The organism is Cupriavidus sp. 09_S30, from assembly GCF_056930435.1.
The window spans coordinates 200,250-216,659 of the sequence record NZ_JBXOWI010000002.1 but is presented as its reverse complement, the minus strand read 5'-3'; the positions used below and the strand labels follow the sequence as shown (position 1 = coordinate 216,659).

At 67.9% G+C, this 16,410-nt stretch carries 15 protein-coding genes; 12 read left to right on the top strand and 3 right to left on the bottom strand.

What is annotated here, in order from left to right:
• Positions 1–22: 22 nt before the first annotated feature.
• The 7 genes from AC1Z3O_RS21180 (at position 23) to AC1Z3O_RS21150 (ending at position 7,526) form a co-directional block, all read left to right on the top strand.
• Positions 23–934: an ABC transporter permease gene (locus AC1Z3O_RS21180; protein WP_483517856.1), complete on the top strand. Its 912-nt coding sequence runs from the start codon at positions 23–25 to the stop codon at positions 932–934.
• A complete protein-coding gene (locus AC1Z3O_RS21175) occupies positions 927–1,841 on the top strand; it encodes an ABC transporter permease (protein WP_483517855.1) in 915 nt (304 codons plus the stop codon). The genes AC1Z3O_RS21180 and AC1Z3O_RS21175 overlap by 8 nt, the downstream gene beginning before the upstream one ends.
• Before the next feature lie 74 nt (positions 1,842–1,915).
• Positions 1,916–2,884, top strand: a complete 969-nt coding sequence (locus AC1Z3O_RS21170; protein ID WP_483521885.1) for an ABC transporter ATP-binding protein — start codon at positions 1,916–1,918, stop codon at positions 2,882–2,884.
• A gap of 11 nt (positions 2,885–2,895) precedes the next feature.
• Complete coding sequence (locus AC1Z3O_RS21165) at positions 2,896–3,915, top strand: ABC transporter ATP-binding protein (protein ID WP_483517854.1); 1,020 nt, start codon at positions 2,896–2,898, stop codon at positions 3,913–3,915.
• On the top strand, positions 3,912–5,675 hold the full coding sequence (locus tag AC1Z3O_RS21160) for an AMP-binding protein (protein ID WP_483517852.1): 1,764 nt from the start codon (positions 3,912–3,914) through the stop codon (positions 5,673–5,675). The genes AC1Z3O_RS21165 and AC1Z3O_RS21160 overlap by 4 nt, the downstream gene beginning before the upstream one ends.
• Before the next feature lie 36 nt (positions 5,676–5,711).
• Positions 5,712–7,265, top strand: coding sequence for an acyl-CoA carboxylase subunit beta (locus tag AC1Z3O_RS21155; protein ID WP_483517851.1), 1,554 nt, complete (start codon positions 5,712–5,714; stop codon positions 7,263–7,265).
• Between the two features lie 39 nt (positions 7,266–7,304).
• On the top strand, positions 7,305–7,526 hold the full coding sequence (locus tag AC1Z3O_RS21150; protein ID WP_483517850.1) for an acyl-CoA carboxylase biotin carboxyl carrier protein subunit: 222 nt from the start codon (positions 7,305–7,307) through the stop codon (positions 7,524–7,526).
• Between the two features lie 186 nt (positions 7,527–7,712).
• On the opposite strand, the gene AC1Z3O_RS21145 is transcribed toward AC1Z3O_RS21150, so the two are convergent.
• Both AC1Z3O_RS21145 and AC1Z3O_RS21140 read right to left on the bottom strand, forming a co-directional pair.
• Positions 7,713–7,949, bottom strand: a complete 237-nt coding sequence (locus tag AC1Z3O_RS21145) for a hypothetical protein (protein ID WP_483517849.1) — start codon at positions 7,947–7,949, stop codon at positions 7,713–7,715.
• 298 nt (positions 7,950–8,247) lie between these two features.
• Positions 8,248–9,177 (bottom strand): LysR substrate-binding domain-containing protein, encoded by a 930-nt coding sequence (locus tag AC1Z3O_RS21140; protein WP_483517847.1) that lies wholly within the window; start codon positions 9,175–9,177, stop codon positions 8,248–8,250.
• 151 nt (positions 9,178–9,328) lie between these two features.
• On the opposite strand from AC1Z3O_RS21140, the gene AC1Z3O_RS21135 reads away from it, so the two are divergent.
• Complete coding sequence (locus AC1Z3O_RS21135; RefSeq protein ID WP_483517846.1) at positions 9,329–10,495, top strand: mandelate racemase/muconate lactonizing enzyme family protein; 1,167 nt, start codon at positions 9,329–9,331, stop codon at positions 10,493–10,495.
• A 92-nt stretch (positions 10,496–10,587) separates the two neighbouring features.
• Positions 10,588–11,577, top strand: coding sequence for a tripartite tricarboxylate transporter substrate-binding protein (locus AC1Z3O_RS21130; RefSeq protein WP_483521883.1), 990 nt, complete (start codon positions 10,588–10,590; stop codon positions 11,575–11,577).
• A 64-nt stretch (positions 11,578–11,641) separates the two neighbouring features.
• Here AC1Z3O_RS21130 and AC1Z3O_RS21125 read toward each other — a convergent pair whose 3' ends face one another.
• The gene (locus tag AC1Z3O_RS21125; protein ID WP_483517845.1) at positions 11,642–12,736 is read right to left on the bottom strand and encodes a 4-hydroxyphenylpyruvate dioxygenase family protein; all 1,095 of its coding nucleotides are present in this window, start codon (positions 12,734–12,736) and stop codon (positions 11,642–11,644) included.
• 281 nt (positions 12,737–13,017) lie between these two features.
• Between AC1Z3O_RS21125 and AC1Z3O_RS21120 the strand changes: the two genes are divergently transcribed.
• The 3 genes from AC1Z3O_RS21120 to AC1Z3O_RS21110 all read left to right on the top strand — a co-directional run bounded on the left by AC1Z3O_RS21120 (position 13,018) and on the right by AC1Z3O_RS21110 (position 16,401).
• Positions 13,018–13,848, top strand: a complete 831-nt coding sequence (locus tag AC1Z3O_RS21120; protein ID WP_483517844.1) for a shikimate dehydrogenase family protein — start codon at positions 13,018–13,020, stop codon at positions 13,846–13,848.
• A gap of 108 nt (positions 13,849–13,956) precedes the next feature.
• Complete coding sequence (locus AC1Z3O_RS21115) at positions 13,957–15,285, top strand: MFS transporter (RefSeq protein ID WP_483517842.1); 1,329 nt, start codon at positions 13,957–13,959, stop codon at positions 15,283–15,285.
• 51 nt (positions 15,286–15,336) lie between these two features.
• Positions 15,337–16,401: a porin gene (locus tag AC1Z3O_RS21110; protein ID WP_483517840.1), complete on the top strand. Its 1,065-nt coding sequence runs from the start codon at positions 15,337–15,339 to the stop codon at positions 16,399–16,401.
• Positions 16,402–16,410 lie beyond the last annotated feature (9 nt).

Sequence of the window (16,410 nt, the reverse complement as noted above, 5' to 3'; positions counted from 1 at the left end):
CCCTCCCCCGGAGGAACCTCGCATGCCCATCGCCAGACGCCTGCTGCACGGTCTCGTCAGCATCCTCGGCGCGAGTGTCATCATCTTCGTGATCTCTCGGCTGTCCGGCGATCCGCTCGCCCTGCTGCTGCCGGCCGACGCGCCGCCCGACGTGATCGAACAGACCCGGCTGCATCTCGGACTGGACCGGCCGCTGCTGACGCAATACCTCTACTTCCTCGGCCACGCGCTGACGGGGGACTTCGGCAACTCCTACCGCTGGCAGGTGCCGGCACTGGGGCTGATCCTGGAGCGGCTGCCGGCCACGGTGGAGCTGGCCATCGCCGCGCTGCTGTTCTCGGTAGCGATGGCGGTGCCCTTCGGCGTGCTGTCGGCGCTGAACCGCGGCGGGTGGATCGACCGCTTCGGCAAGGCCTTCGCCATGCTGGGCCAGGCCATGCCCAACTTCTGGGTCGGCCTGCTGCTGATCCTGTTCTTCGCAGTGCGCCTGAACTGGCTGCCCGCCTTCGGCCGCGAAGGCCCGGCCAGCCTCGTACTACCCGCCATCGCGCTGGGCTGGTACCCGGTGGCGGCACAAACGCGCGTGGTGCGCTCGGCCATGCTCGACGTGCTCGACAGCGACTACATCCGCATGGGCCGCGCCATGGGCGTGCCGGAGCGCGCGCTGGTGTGGAAGTACGCGCTGCGCAATGCCGCCATTCCGCTGGTCACCATGCTTGGCGTCTACTTCGCCGCGATGCTGGGCGGTGCCTTCGTGGTCGAGGTCATCTTCGCCTGGCCCGGCGTCGGCCGCACGGTGGTGGAAGCGGTGTTCGCGCGCGACTTCCCCGTGGTGCAGGCGGGGGTGATGCTCACCTCGGTGCTGTTCGTGCTGTCCAACACACTGGTCGACCTGAGCTATGGCCTGATCGACCCGAGGATGCGCCATGGCTGATACCGCCACCCCTTCTTCATCGGGCACCTCGCCGGCCCTGCCCCGCCGCGCGCTGCCGCGCGCCTGGGTGCGCTGGTCCACGCTGGCCGGCCTGCCCTGGTTCGCCAGCGTGGTCTTCGCCGTGCTGCTGGCCTGCGCGCTGGGCGGCGACCTGCTGCTGCCGCACGATCCCAACGGACTCGACCTGGGCCTCGCCTTCCAGCCGCCCGCCTGGCTGGCGGGCGGCCACTGGTCCTATCCGCTCGGCACCGACAATATGGGCCGCGACGTGCTCTCGCGCATCATGGCCGGTACGCGCATCTCCCTGGTGGTAGCGCTGTATGCCATCCTGATCTCGGGCGGCATCGGCACCGCCGTCGGCATGGCGGCCGGCTACTTCGGCGGCCACGTCGACGCGCTGATCATGCGGCTGGTCGACATCCAGATGTCGATCCCCGCGCTGGCGCTGGCCCTGGTGCTGGCCGCCGTGCTGGGCCCCGGCTTCGAGACCGTGGTGCTGGTCATCGTGGTGACCTACTGGACCTGGTACGCGCGCATCGTGCGCGGCGAGGTGATGTCGCTAAAGCAGCGCGACTACGTGGCGTTGGCGCGCGTGGCGGGCTGCGGCACGCTGGTCATCTTCCGCCGCCACCTGCTGCCCAACCTGCTCAACACCCTGCTGGTGCTGGCCACGCTGCAGGTGGGCCAGGTCATCATCTTCGAGGCCTCGCTGAGCTTCCTGGGCCTGGGCATCCAGCAGCCGGACGTGTCCTGGGGACTGATGCTGGCCGACGCGCGCAACTACATCAGCAATGCCTGGTGGGTCATCACCATGCCGGGCCTGGCCATCATGGCCACCTGCCTGGCGTCCAACCTGCTGGGCGACTGGCTGCGCGACCATTTCGACCCGCGCCGGAGGCAGTTATGAGCGATACCCATTCCGCCGCCGGCGAGCACGCTGGCGCCCAGGCAGCGCAGGCGGCGCCAGGCGCCGGCGAACCGATGCTCTCGGTGCAGGGTCTCACCACCCACCTGCGTCTCAAGCGCGGCGTGGTGCGCGCCGTCGACGGCGTCAACCTGCACGTACAGGCGGGCGAAACGCTGGGCGTGGTGGGCGAGTCAGGCTCCGGCAAGTCGATGACCATCCTATCCATCATGCGGCTGCTGCCGCGCCAGGGCGGCGTCACGCTCGGCGGCAGCGTGCGGCTCGACGGCGTGCAGCTGCTCGACCTGCCCGAGAAGACCATGAGCCGGGTCTACCGCGGACGCAAGATCGCCATGATCTCGCAAGACCCGCTGACCTCGCTCAACCCGGTCTTCACGGTGGGCGACCAGGTCGGCGCGCCGGCACGCTACCACGGCCTGAGCCATGGCCGCGCGGACAACCGGCGCCAGGTGGCCGAGGTACTGGAGCGGGTGCGCATCCCCTCCCCCGAGACGCGGCTGGACGACTACCCGCACCAATTCAGCGGCGGCATGCGCCAACGCGTGGTAACCGCCATGGCCATCGCCGGCGCGCCGCGCCTGCTGGTGGCCGACGAGCCCACCTCCGCGCTGGACGTGACCATCCAGGTGCAGATGATGGCGCTGTTCCGCGAGATCCAGCAGAAGACGGGCGTAGGCATCATCCTGATCACGCACGACCTGGGCGTGGCGGCCAGCATCTGCCACCGGGTGGCGGTGATGTACGCCGGCCGCATTGTCGAGACGGCCGACGTGCGCACGCTGTACCGGCACCCGGCCCACCCCTACACCCAGGCGCTGTTCAGCGCCATCCCCCACTTCGGGCGCCGCCAGGATCGCCTGTCCGCCATCCCCGGCGCGCCGCCCAGCCTGATCGATCCGCCCAAGGGCTGCCGTTTCGCCGCGCGCTGCCCGCAGCGCAAGCCGCTGTGCGAAGACGCCTATCCGCCGGAGATCGAACTGGCGCCCGGCCACAAGGTCAGCTGCTGGCTGGCCCAGGCCGCATGAAGGAGGCCGGCATGCTGCTCGAAGTCGACAATCTGAAGAAGCATTTTCCGGCGCGCGGCGGCGGCACCGTGCGCGCCGTGGACGGCGTGAGCTTCGCCGTGGGCGCCGGCGAAACCTTCGCCCTGGTCGGCGAATCCGGCTGCGGCAAGACCACCATTGCGCGCCTGCTGCTGTTGCTGGAACGCCCCAGCGGCGGCGCCATCCGCTTCGACGGCGAGGACGTGCTGGCGCTCGGCCGTGCCGGCGTGATGCGCTACCGGCGCCAGGTGCAGGCGGTATTCCAGGACCCCTCCTCCTCGCTCAATCCGCGCCTGAAGGTACGCACCCTGCTGGCCGAGCCGCTGCTGGCGCATGGCGAGGCAGGCAGCCGCGACGCGCTGCGCCGCAAGCTGGTGGAGTTGCTCGACATCGTCGGCCTGCCGGCCAGCGCGCTCGACCTCTACCCGCACGAGTTCAGCGGCGGCCAGCGCCAGCGCATCGCCGTGGCGCGCGCGCTGGCGCTGCGCCCGCGGCTGATGGTGCTGGACGAGCCCACCTCCGCGCTGGACGTCTCGATCCGCGCACAGATCATCAACCTGCTGACCGACATCCAGCAGGCCTTCGGCCTGGCCTACCTGGTGATCGCCCACGACCTCGCACTGGTCGAGCACTTCAGCTCGGCGGTCGGCGTGATGTACCTGGGCTCGCTCGCCGAAAGCGGACCGAGCCCCGCTGTGTTCGGCGCGCCGCGCCATCCCTATACGCAGGCATTGCTGGGCTCGGCGCCGCGCCCCGACCCGGACCATCAGCCGGCCGAAGGCCTGATCCGCGGCGAGATCGGCTCCGCGCTGCACCCGCCGCCGGGCTGCAGCTTCCATCCGCGCTGCCCGCACGCCATGGCGCGCTGCGCCGAGCAGGTGCCAGCCCCGATACGGCTCGATGGCGCCGGCCAGCATGCCGCCCTGCCTCACCTGGCAGCCTGCCACCTGCTCGAGGCAGAGGCCACCCCGCATTCCGACCCTCACCAGAAACAGGAGCTGATCGCGTCATGACCTCCGATCCCGCCGGTAAGCAAAACCCCGCGCCGCCCGCCGACGAAGCCGCCTTCTTCGCCCGGCTCGAAGCGCTGCACCAGCGCAACTGGCCCGCCGGCGTGCCGCGCGCGCCGATCTACCCCCATGGCGAGATCGCGCTGACGGACTATCTGCGCGCTTGGGCGCGCGAGCGCCCCGACCACCGCGCCATCATCTTCTACGGCACCGAACTCAGCTACGCGGAACTGGACGCGCAGAGCGACCGCTTCGCCGCGCTGCTGCACACGCACGGCGTGCGTCCCGGCGACCGCGTGGCGGTGATGCTGGGCAACTGCCCGCAGTTCCATATCGCCTTCTACGGCATCCTCAAGCTGGGTGCGGTGCACGTGCCGGTCAACCCGCTCTTCAAGGAGCAGGAACTGGTCTACGAGCTCAACGACGCCGGCGCGCAGACCCTACTGGTACTCGACCAGCTTGCCCCGCTGGCGCTGTCGGTGCAGCCGCGCACCGGTGTGCGCACGGTCTTCGTCACCGGCTACCGCGACATGCTGCCGGCCCGGCCGACGCTGCCCGTGCCGGACAGCATCGACACGCCGCGCATCGTCCCGCCCGGCACCATCGACCTGATGCCGGCGCTGGCGGCCTGCACCGCACCTGCACCGCACCACGCGCCGGACCTCGATGCGGCGGCCGCGCTGAACTATACCGGCGGCACCACCGGCATGCCCAAGGGCTGCGTGCACACACAGCGCGACATGGTCTACACCGCCGCCACCGGATGCACCCTATCCGGCATGCTGGCGCCGGGTTCCCATGGCGCCGCAGCCGACGAGGTCTCACTGAACTTCATGGCGCTGTTCTGGATTGCCGGCGAGAACATCGGCCTGGTCTATCCCATCTTCAGCGGCGGCACGCTGGTGCTGCTGGCGCGCTGGGATCCGGTCGGCGTGATGGCGGCCATCGAGCACTACCGGGTGCGCCGCACCGTGATGCTGGTGGACAACGCCGCCGAGCTGATGGACCACGCCGACGCCGGCCGCTACAACCTGCGCTCGCTCACCGCCACACGGGTGTCGTCCTTCGTCAAGAAGGTCAACCCGGACTTCCGCCGCCGCTGGCTCGCGCTGACCGGCACCGTGATGGCCGAAGGCGCCTGGGGCATGACCGAGACCCACACCAGCGACACCTTCACCACCGGCATGCAGGACGACGACATGGACCTCAAGGGCCAGCCTGTCTTCGTCGGCATTCCCATGCCCGGCACCCGCATCAAGATCTGCGATTTCGACACCGGCGCGCTGCTGCCGATCGGCCAGGAAGGCGAGATCGTGGTCAGCACACCGTCGCTCCTCAAGGGCTACTGGAACAAGCCAGAGGCCAGCGCGGAATCGATCCGCGGCGGCTGGTTCCACACCGGCGACATCGGCGTCTACGACGAGCAGGGCTACCTGCACTTCCTCGGGCGGCGCAAGGAGATGCTCAAGGTCAAGGGCATGAGCGTGTTCCCGTCCGAGATCGAGGCCATGCTCGGCCAGCATCCGGCGGTGATCGGCTCGGGCGTGATCGGCCGCGAAGACGCCGAGCGCGGTCAGGTGCCGGTCGCCTTCATCCTGGTGCACCCGCAGGCGGCCGAGTCGCTGACCGAGGCCGAATTGACGCAGTGGTGCCGCCAGAACATGGCCACCTACAAGGTTCCCGAGATCCGCTTCGTCGGCGCGCTGCCGATGACGGCCACGGGCAAGGTCAAGAAACATGAGCTGGTCCACTTCCTGGACTGAGCCGCGCAGCGCATCGCACCAGATCAGGGAGACCTTATGAACATCCACAACCGCGCCGAGGAACTGGCGCTACGCAAGGCAGAGGCAGCCCAGATGGGCGGGCCGGACAAGCTCGCGCGCATCCGGGCGCGTGGCGCGCTCAATGCGCGCGAGCGCATCGCCGCCCTGCTTGACGAGGGCAGCTTCTTCGAGCTCGGCATGCTCAACCACTCCGACATGCTGGGCATGGAAGGCAAGACGCCGGCCGACGGCAAGGTCTGCGGCGTCGGCCGCATCGACGGCCGGCCGGTGGTGGTCAAGGCCGACGATGTCTCGGTGCTGGCCGGCACCGGCGGGCGCGTCGGCAATCGCAAGGCGCGCCAGCTGGTCAAGCTCGCGCTCGACAAGGGCTATCCCATCATCAACCTGGGCGAGGCCGGCGGCGCGCGCCTGCCCGACATCCAGGGCTCGGACGGGCTCAGCTCCATGACGGTAGGCACCAGCCTGGCGCGGCGCGTGCGCCAGGTGCCGATGGCGGCCGCCATCCTCGGCGACTGCTTCGGCAGTCCGTCATGGCACGCCGCCTTCGCCGACTTCGTGGTGCAGGTCAAAGGCAGCTGCATGGCCGTCTCCGGTCCGCGCGTGCTGGAGGTTGCCACCGGCGAGAAAGTCAGCAACGAGGAGCTCGGCGGCTGGCAGGTACATGCGCGCACCACCGGCCTGGTCGACCGTGTGGCCGAGGACGAGGCCGGCTGCCTCCAGCACATCCGCGACTTCCTCTCCTACCTGCCCTCGCACGCGGGCCAGCTTCCGCCCACGCGCGCGCCGCGCGAGACAGCCGAAGAGATCGCCGCCCGCCAGCCGGGTCTCGGCAAGCTGGTGCCTGACGCGCCGCGGCGCGCCTACGATATGCGCGAACTGCTGCGCGTGCTGGTGGACGACCGCGAGCTGTTCGAGCTCAAGCCCGAATTCGACCGCAGCGTGATCACCTGCCTGGCGCGGCTGGAGGGGCAGACCGTCGGCATCATCGCCAGCAATCCGCTCTACTCGGCGGGCGCGATGGGGCCGGACGGCTGCGACAAGTGCACCAGCTTCATCTGCCTGTGCGACTCCTTCAACATCCCGCTGCTGTTCCTGCACGACACGCCGGGCTTCTTCGTCGGCAAGGCGGCCGAACAGAAGCGCATGCCCGGCAAGATCATCAACTTCGTCGAGGCGCTGGCGCTGGCCACCGTGCCCAAGGTCTCGGTGGTGATCCGCAAATCGTATGGCATGGCCTACTCCAACCTGGCCGGCAGCGGCATGGATGCCGACTTCGTGTTCGCCTGGCCGGGTGCCGACATCAGCTTCATGTCGCCCGAGGTGGCCGTCAACGTGCTGCGCCCGGCCAGCGGCGACCCCGCGCACGACCGCGAGGAAAAGGAGAAGCTGTACGAGGAACTGCGCACCGCCAGCGCGCCGTGGCGCGCCGCCGGCCTGGGCCATGTCGACGACGTGATCGCGCCGGAAACCACACGCGCCACGCTGATCCAGGCGCTGGCGCTGGCGCGCGGCAACCGCGAGGGCGGCGTCGGCAAGCATCACCTGGCCGCCTGGCCAACCAGCTTCTGATACGGCAGAAACAACAGGAACGACGCGGGAGAAAACAAGATGGCAACAACCAAGGTAGAAGCGATCGTGACCGGCAAGGTCTGGAAGATCGAGAAGCAGGAAGGCGAAGCGGTGGCGGCCGGCGAGGCCATCATGGTGCTCGAATCAATGAAGATGGAGATCCCGGTGGAAGCGCCGGTGGCCGGCAAGGTAGGCAGGCTGAGCGTGACGGAGGGCGACAGCGTGACCGAGGGGGAGGTGGTGGCGGTCGTGATGGGCTAGCACCGGCGCGCGCTGGCGCCTTCTGGCTCGCGGTGCCAGCCACAGTGCGGCCTGGCTGGAAATAGAAAGGCCAGGGCAATCTCCCTGGCCTTGTGCGCCTCTTACCGACGCCCCCCGCGGGCGCGGTAAAGCAGTCGGCGGCGAATCGCTTCTGCCGTGGCCTCTGCCGTGCCGCCGGTCAGGGCATCACGCCATGGCGGGCAGGTGAAGCTTGGCAGGCCGCCGCATCAGGTGGAACACGCCGCCGATGCCGGAGGCCAGCGCGATGGCGGTCAGCATTTGGGACGGCACCCATACCAGGTTGGAGATGTTCAACAAGCCGATGGTGATCAGGCCGATGTTCAGGTACGTTGAGAAGGCGCACAAGAACAACAGGGCAAACCCGACTTGGCGATTGCGGACTACCTTTTTGCTGGCTTCCATGTTCACCTCCGCGATTTAGCACCACACGCTGACGGTACACCTGCACGGCGCGGACACGTCGTGAAAGGGTGTCCGTTGGAGATAGATTCTCGCAACTCGGATGATGAGAATATTGGGAGAAACCCGCTTTCCTGGCGGCCCTCTGATGCGCGAACATCGAAGTGGTTCCCGCACAGCCGATGATGCGATGCCGCATGACTGATGCGATGGAATCCGATCGCGTGCGGTCTTGCTCGCTCTCGCATGAATGGAGGAGCAAGCCAAACCGCCCCTTGATGCGAAGACTTCCGCGATGCCGCTACACCCTCCTGCGCACAGCCCTGGCGGCAGACGCCGGCGCCTGGAAATGCGCCACCAGGAAATCGATGAAGGCACGCGCCCGCGCCGACTGGTTGCGCTGCCCGGCGTAGTAGATGAACAGGTCCGCCGACGGCAGCGTGTACGCCGGCAGTACCACGCGCAGCCGCCCGCTTTCCAGGTACTTGGCCAGGTCCCATTCGGAGCGGATCAGGATGCCGTGCCCGTCCAGGGCCCAGCCGAGCACGATGTCGCCATCGTTGCTCGACAGCGCTCCCTCGACCTTCACCACTTCGCTGCGGCCCCGGTGGCTGAAGCGCCAGATGCCGTAGGCATCATCGTTCTGCCGGTGGATGATGCAGCGGTGCTGCGCCAGGTCCGCAAGAGTCTCGGGGGTACCGTGCTTATCGAGATAGCCCGGCGACGCGCACAGGAAGCGCCGGTTCGACATCACGCGCCGCGCATTGACCCGCTTGTCAGGCAGTTCGCCGAAGCGGATCGCGACGTCCACGCCGCTCTCCACCAGCTCGACCGGCCGATCCGTGAGCTCGAGCTGCACCTCGACGTCCGGATAGCGCTTGGCGAACTCGGAAACGAGGGGCGCGATGGTGTTGCGGCCGAATCCCAGCGTGGCATTGATGCGCAGCAGCCCGCGCGGCACCGACCTGCCGCGCGACACTGCCTCCTCCATCTCGCGCAGCTCGCCGAGGATGCGCGTCGCATAGGACAGGTAGGTCTCCCCTTCGCCGGTCAGGCTGACGCTGCGCGTGGTGCGGTTGACGAGCCGCACGCCGAGCCGTGCCTCCATCTGGGCCAGCCGCTTGGTGGCCGCGGGCGGCGTCAGGTCCAGCAGGCGCGCGGCCGCCGACAGGTTGCCATGGCGCGCAAGGAGGACAAAGAACTCGAGTTCGGAAGCCAGGTCGTTTTTCACCGGAATTCAATTCTCAAGTGAATCTAAGTGAATTCTAGTCGAGCCCGGCGCGCCTAATCTATCGTTTTCCATTGCCCGGCACCGTGCCTCCCACGGCCCTCGTGCCCGCAATGGCTGCATCAACGCTTCGCCGCCCCAGGAGAGATTTGTTGTGAGAATCGTCGAAATCCGCGAACAGACCCTGCCCATCAGTTCACCCATCCGCAATGCCTATATCGACTTCAGCAAGATGACGCTGAGCCTGGTGGCCGTGATAACCGACGTCATTCGCGACGGCAAGCCGGTGGTCGGCTACGGCTTCAATTCGAACGGCCGCTACGGCCAGGGCACCTTGATGCGCGAGCGCTTCATCCCGCGCGTGCTGGAAGCCGATCCCGCCTCGCTGCTGGACGCGAGCGGCGACAACCTCGATCCGCACAAGATCTGGGACACCATGTTCACGAACGAGAAGCCGGGCGGCCACGGCGAGCGCTCAGTGGCCATCGGCACCATCGACATGGCGGTGTGGGACGCGGTGGCCAAGATCGCCGGCAAGCCGCTGTTCCAGCTGTTGGCCGAGCGCTACGGCAACGGCACGCCGGAGCGCAAGGTGTTCGTCTACGCCGCCGGCGGCTACTACTACCCGGGCCAGGACCACGGCAAGCTCAAGGACGAGATGCGCAGCTACATCGACCGCGGCTACACGGTGGTCAAGAAGAAGATCGGCGGCGCCTCGCTGGACGAAGACCTGCGCCGCATCGACTCCATCCTGAGCGTGCTGCAGGACGGCCAGAAGCTGGCCGTCGACGCCAACGGCCGCTTCGACCTCGACACCGCCATCCAGTACGCCAAGGCCCTGTCGCAGTACGACCTGTTCTGGTACGAGGAAGCGGGCGACCCGCTCGACTTCGAGCTGCAGGCCACGCTGCGCAACTACTACGCCAAGCCGATGGCCACCGGCGAGAACCTGTTTTCGATGCAGGACGCGCGCAACCTGATCCGCTACGGCGGCATGCGACCCGATCGCGACTGGCTGCAGTTCGACTGCGCGCTCAGCTACGGCCTGGTCGAGTACCTGCGCACGCTCGACATGCTCAAGCAGCACGGCTGGTCGGCCAGCCGCTGCATCCCGCACGGCGGCCACCAGATGTCGCTCAACATCGCCGCCGGCCTCGGCCTGGGCGGCAACGAGAGCTACCCCGACCTGTTCCAGCCCTTCGGCGGCTTCCCCGATGGCGTGCAGGTCGAACAGGGCTATGTCACCATGCCGGAGCTGCCGGGCATCGGCTTCGAAGGCAAGTCAGATCTTTATCGCGTGATGCAGGCGCTGTCCGCCTGAACCGCGCTCACGGCAGCACTTAGGCAGCACTTAGGCAGTACCCCAGGCAGCACCATCACCAGCAAGCCATCAAAAAAGAGGAGACAGTGATGATGAAACAGCCCGCGCTGGCCTGCACGGCCAGCCTGATCCTGGCCACCGGCATCGCCGCCGCACCCATGACCGCCCGCGCCGAATTCCCGGACAAGCCCATCACCCTGGTGGTGCCGTTCGCCGCCGGCGGCCCCAGCGACAAGATCGCACGCGATATCGCCGAGGCCATGCGCAAGCCCCTGGGGCAGACGGTGTTGGTGGAAAACACGGCGGGGGCCGGCGGCACCATCGGCACCGCGCGCGTGGCCCGCGCCGCGCCCGACGGCTACACCCTGCTGGTGCACCACATCGGCCTGGCGACCGCGCCGGCGCTCTACCACCGGCTCGGCTACAAGATGAGCGACCTGGAACCGATCGGGCTGATCAACGAAGCCCCGTCCACGCTGATCGGCCGCCCGACACTGCCGGCGAACAACCTGGCCGAACTGCGCAAGGCGATTGCCAACGGCAGCGGCACGCTCAACCTCGCCAATGCCGGCGTCGGCTCCGCCTCCCACCTGTGCAGCCTGATGCTGCAAAGCAGCCTGAAGAGCAGCATGACCTTCATTCCCTACAAGGGGACCGGACCGGCCATGTCCGACCTGCTCGGCGGACAGGTCGACCTGATGTGTGAGCAGGCCACCAACAGCACGCCGCAGATCGAGGCGAAGAAGGTCAAGGCCTATGGCGTCACCGGCCTGCATCGCTCCGCCGTACGGGGACTGTCCGGCATCCCGACGCTGGGCGAAGGCGGCCTGCCGGGCTTCAACTTCCAGGTCTGGCACGGCGTCTATGCACCGCACGGCACGCCGCCCGCGGTAGTGGCAAAGATCAACGCCGCGCTGCGCGTCGCGCTCAAGGACCCCGACCTGATCCGGCGTGAAGAGGCGCTGGGCATCACCATCGTCAGCGACCAGCGCCTGTCCCCGGCCGGGCACAAGGCATTCCTGAACAGCGAGATCGCGCGCTGGGGGAAGATCATCCAGGAGGCGGGGATCCAGCCGGAGTAGGCCACATCCGCGAGGGCCGGCGCACGCCGGCCCGCACCGGTCCTCGCGCCTCAGACGGCGGCTGTTACCGCTGAGCCAACGCCGCCAGCACCGGCAGGTTGCCCTCGCCGAAGCCGTGCTGCCGACCTTCGCGCTGCACGATCTCGAAGAAGAACTCGCCGGCCTCCCGCTTCGCGAAGGCCTGCAGGAAACGACCCCAGCGGCCGTTGCCGCGCGGCGTGCCATCGACCAGGATGCCATAGCTGCGCAAGGCCGCAAGATCGAGGCCGTGCCCAGGCAGGCGTTCGGCCACGGCGTCGTAGTAGGCGGCCGGAGGCTGCACGAACTCCACGCCGCCCTGCGCCAGCGTGGCGGCGCTGGCGAGGATGTCGTCGCTGGCCAGTGCGATGTGCTGGATGCCTTCGCCGTGCTGCTCGGACAGATAGCCGCGCATCTGGTCGTGGCGCTCCGAGCCCTTCTCGTACAGCGGGATGCGGATGGTGCCGCAGGGCGAGACCAAGGCGTGTGCCTGGCCAGACTCTGCCGCTTCACTCAGTTCGCGGAAGCCCAGCACCTTGCGATAGAACTCCAGCCACTCTTCCAGATGCCCCGGCTCGACCGCCTGCGTCAGGTGGTCCACGCGCGTCAAACCCGCGGTCGGCGGGCGAGCACCCTGCGGCAGCGGGCGAAAATCCACATCGTAGATCGAGATATCACCGACATCGCCGGGCCGCCCCTCCTTGCCGCGCCAGCGGTCGATGAAGTAGAGCACGGACTGGCCGATGCCCTGGATGGCGGGGATGTTGAGTTCCATCGGCCCGATGGCGCCGCCCTCGAACGGCCATGCGCCCGCTTCCAGCGCGCGTGAGAAGGCGGCGGCGGCATCGTCCACGCGGATGCCGAGCGCGCAGATCGACAGCCCATATTCGCTGGCATAGCGCGTCGCAAACGAATCGGGCTCCGCGTCGAGGATGAAGTTCATTTCGCCCTGGCGGTACAGGGTCACCGCCTTGTGGCGGTGGCGGGCGATGGCGGCGAATCCGAAGCGCTCCAGGGTACGGCCGAGCGCGGCTGGGTCGGGCGCAGCGAACTCGACGAATTCGTAGCCCTGGATGCCGAGCGGGTTGTCCCAGGGCTGGTCATCGTCCGCGCGCGGTGAAAAAGCCTGTGCGGCACTCATGGTCATGATTCCTGTGGGGTGGCGTCGGGGCGTTGCCCATTCCGGGCGACGACGCTCGAATCTTAGCAACGCCCTCCGCCAAACCCGCCCGCCACGGTCGTTCCGCCGACCTCGTGGAAACCCGCACTGCGATCTATCATCGCGCATCTTCGTACGACTATCGCGCAAAGTGCCCCATAGGTTGCTTGGCGAGTCGACGGCCGGCCTCTACTCTCCGGTCGTCGCAACTCACCCCACGGCCGGCGCAGCCCGACCGCGGCACATCCGGCTCCACGCACATCATGATCAATGGCAAGACCACTGTCATCGCGCACCTCGGCTATCCCACCGAATCGTTCAAGGCGCCGATGATCTATAACCCCTGGTTCGAGCAGCAGGGCATCGACGCGGTCGTGGTGCCGCTGGGCGTCCGGCCGGAAGATTACGCCGACGTCTTCCACTCACTGTTCCGCCTGAGCAATCTGCATGGCGCGTTGGTCACCATGCCGCATAAGGTCGCCACCATCGACCTGGTCGACGAATTGACCCCGACCGCCCGCATCGCCGGCGCTTGCAACGCGGTACTGCGGCGCGCGGACGGCACGCTGCTGGGCGACCAGTTCGACGGCGCCGGCTTCGTGCGCGGCCTGCGCCACAAGGGGGCACGACTCGAAGGTGCGCGTGCCATCGTTTCGGGCTGCGGCGGCGTGGGCAGCGCAATCGCCGCCTCGCTGGCCGCCGCGGGCGTGGCCGAGCTGGCGCTGTTCGACACGCGCGCCGCGATCGCGCAGGGCTTGGGCGAACGGCTCACAGCGCATTACCCCGCCCTGCGCGTGCGCGCCGGTTCGGATGACCCCGACGGCTTCGATGTGGTTGTCAACGCGACCCCGCTAGGCATGCGCGCTGGCGACCCGCTGCCCTTCGACGTGGCACGCATCGCGCCGGGTGCCATCGTCGGCGAGGTGGTGATGAAGTCGGAATACACCCCGTTTCTCGAGGCCGCCATGGCGCGCGGCTGCCAGGTCCAGGTCGGCACGGACATGCTGTTCGAGATGATCCCGGCCTACCTGGAGTTCTTCGGATACGGCACCGCCACGCCGGACGCGCTGCGCGCGGTGGCGCGGATCCGCTAGATCCGCTATTGAGGGCGCCCCCGCCCTGAACCGAGCCCGAGCGTTGCCATGCGAACGTGACAAAGGCACGCCGGCAAGCCATTCTCATCCACTGGTGGAGACAATCGAATGACCATGACACATAAGGAGCTGCCTATGGCGGCCGGCCCCGGCGCTTCGTTCGGCGGCAAGATCCGGGCGGCCTTCGCCGTGGGCAAGGTGCGTTGGGGCATGCTTGCCCTGGTGTTCTTCGCGACCACGCTGAACTATGTCGACCGTGCCGCCCTCGGCGTATTGCAGCCCGTGCTGGCCAAGGCCATGGCGTGGACGGCACAGGACTATGCAAACATCAACTTCTGGTTCCAGGTGGGCTATGCCATCGGCTTCGCGCTGCAGGGCCGCTTAATCGACATGGTCGGAGTCAAGCGCGCCTTCGCGCTGGCGGTGCTGTTGTGGAGCATTGCCTGCGGCGCGCACGCTCTTGCAGCCTCTGCCGTTGGCTTCATGATCTGCCGCTTCTTTCTCGGCCTCACCGAGGCGGCCAACTACCCGGCCTGCGTCAAGACCACGCGCATCTGGTTCCCCGCCGGCGAGCGGGCCATCGCGACCGGCATCTTCAACGCCGGCACCAACGTCGGCGCCATGCTCACGCCGATCATGCTGCCGCTGATCCTGCAGGCCTGGGGCTGGCAGGCCGCCTTCCTCGCGGTCGCCGCGCTCGGCGCGGCCTGGCTGGTCTTCTGGCTTGTGCGCTACTACAACCCCGACGAGCATCCGTCCGTCAGCCAGGCCGAACTGGCCCACATCACGCGCGACGTCGAGCCGGCGCCGCAGCGCATTCCCTATTCGCGCATCCTGCGCATGCGCGGCACCTGGGCTTTCGCGCTGGCCTACACGATCACCGCGCCGGTGTTCTGGTTCTACCTGTACTGGCTGCCGCCCTTCCTCAACCAGCAGTACCAGCTCGGCATCAGCGTCACGCAGATGGGCATCCCGCTGATCATCATCTACCTGTGCGCCGACATCGGCAGCGTCGGCGGCGGTGCGCTCTCTTCCTGGCTGATCAGCCGCGGCATGCCGGCAGTGCGGGCGCGCCTGCTGTCGATGCTGGTCTTCGCCCTGTGCATCACCTCGATCGTCATGGCCGCCGGCGCCAGCAGCCTGTGGATGGCGGTGGCCGCGATCTCGGTCGCCATCGGCGCGCACCAGGCCTGGACCGCCAATATCTGGAGCCTGGTGATGGACTACACGCCGAAGCACGTTGTCAGCTCTGTGTTCGGCTTCGGCGGCATGATCGGCGCGATCGGCGGCATGTTCATGACGCAGCTGGTCGGCTATGTGCTCACCGTGACGCACAACAACTACGCCGTGCTGTTCACGATGATCCCCTGCGCCTACTTCATCGCGCTGGCCTGGCTGTTCTTCCTCGCGCCGCGCAAAGTGGCCGACGCCACCTGACGCCCCACCCCTGCCCCACCGACAACACAACAAGACCTCCAGACACCGACAATGCAAAAGAAATTGATTGCGCTGCTCGCGCTGGGCGCGGGCAGCGTGCCTGTGTTCGCCCAGACTTCCGGTGGCGTCACCCTCTACGGCCTGATCGACACAGCCATCCGCTACAGCACCCATGAAGACGCCGCCGGCAACAGCCGCACGCAGCTCACCGACGGCGCCCTCACCGGCAGCCGCTGGGGCCTGCGCGGTGGCGAAGACCTCGGCGGCGGCAACAAGGCATGGTTCATCCTGGAGTCCGGTTTCTTCCCCGACACCGGCGGCAGCCAGCAGGGTGGGCGGTTGTTCGGCCGTACTGCGGTGGTCGGCCTCGAGGGGGATTTCGGCAAGCTGGCGCTCGGCCGCCAGTACACCCTGGCCCACGAGGTACTGTCCTCCTATGAGGCCATGGCATTTGCCAACAACTCCATCGTCGGCTACCAGGGCGGCAACTACACCGGCCTGCGCTACGACAACACCATCAAGTACATCAAGTCCTTCGGCGGGTTGCAGGCGGCAGCGGCCTATACCTTCGGCGAGGTGCCGGGCAGCCTCAAGACCAGCTCGGCCGCGGCCGGCTCGCTGGTCTACGGTTCCGGCCCCTTCGAGGTCGGCGCCGTCTACCAGCAGACGCAGAATGTCACGAGCGCCTTCTTCGGCGCTGTGCCCGCCGCGCAGGCCAGCAAGCAGACGGTATGGGGCCTGGGCGGTACCTGGAAGACCGCACGGGCGCAGTATTACCTGGGCTACACCGACAACCGGCTCGACGTGGCCGACTACCGCAACCACGTCGGCTACGTCGGCGCGCGCTTCAACCTGAACGACGCGCTGGCCCTGATCGGCACACTGCAGTATGACTGGCTGCGCCATGCGGGCCAGGGCGGCAAGCGGCTCACCACCGCCGGCATGCTGCTCTACAGCCTCAGCAAGCGGACCGACCTGTACCTGGAGGTGGACTACACCAAACTGCAGGGCCAGTGGATCGCCCTCAACAGTTCGCCGGCCTTCTCCAACAGCGGCAATACCTTTGGCAATGGCACGCGGCTGGGCGTGATGGCGGGCATGCGACACAAGTTCTGACGATGCCCC

Coding starts and splice junctions, on each gene's coding strand:
- AC1Z3O_RS21120 (WP_483517844.1), top strand. CDS start 13,018: ATGATCAATGGCAAGACCACTGTCATCGCGCACCTCGGCTATCCCACC.
- AC1Z3O_RS21130 (WP_483521883.1), top strand. CDS start 10,588: ATGAAACAGCCCGCGCTGGCCTGCACGGCCAGCCTGATCCTGGCCACC.
- AC1Z3O_RS21155 (WP_483517851.1), top strand. CDS start 5,712: ATGAACATCCACAACCGCGCCGAGGAACTGGCGCTACGCAAGGCAGAG.
- AC1Z3O_RS21145 (WP_483517849.1), bottom strand. CDS start 7,949: ATGGAAGCCAGCAAAAAGGTAGTCCGCAATCGCCAAGTCGGGTTTGCC.
- AC1Z3O_RS21180 (WP_483517856.1), top strand. CDS start 23: ATGCCCATCGCCAGACGCCTGCTGCACGGTCTCGTCAGCATCCTCGGC.
- AC1Z3O_RS21125 (WP_483517845.1), bottom strand. CDS start 12,736: ATGAGTGCCGCACAGGCTTTTTCACCGCGCGCGGACGATGACCAGCCC.
- AC1Z3O_RS21170 (WP_483521885.1), top strand. CDS start 1,916: ATGCTCTCGGTGCAGGGTCTCACCACCCACCTGCGTCTCAAGCGCGGC.
- AC1Z3O_RS21150 (WP_483517850.1), top strand. CDS start 7,305: ATGGCAACAACCAAGGTAGAAGCGATCGTGACCGGCAAGGTCTGGAAG.
- AC1Z3O_RS21110 (WP_483517840.1), top strand. CDS start 15,337: ATGCAAAAGAAATTGATTGCGCTGCTCGCGCTGGGCGCGGGCAGCGTG.
- AC1Z3O_RS21175 (WP_483517855.1), top strand. CDS start 927: ATGGCTGATACCGCCACCCCTTCTTCATCGGGCACCTCGCCGGCCCTG.
- AC1Z3O_RS21115 (WP_483517842.1), top strand. CDS start 13,957: ATGACCATGACACATAAGGAGCTGCCTATGGCGGCCGGCCCCGGCGCT.
- AC1Z3O_RS21165 (WP_483517854.1), top strand. CDS start 2,896: ATGCTGCTCGAAGTCGACAATCTGAAGAAGCATTTTCCGGCGCGCGGC.
- AC1Z3O_RS21160 (WP_483517852.1), top strand. CDS start 3,912: ATGACCTCCGATCCCGCCGGTAAGCAAAACCCCGCGCCGCCCGCCGAC.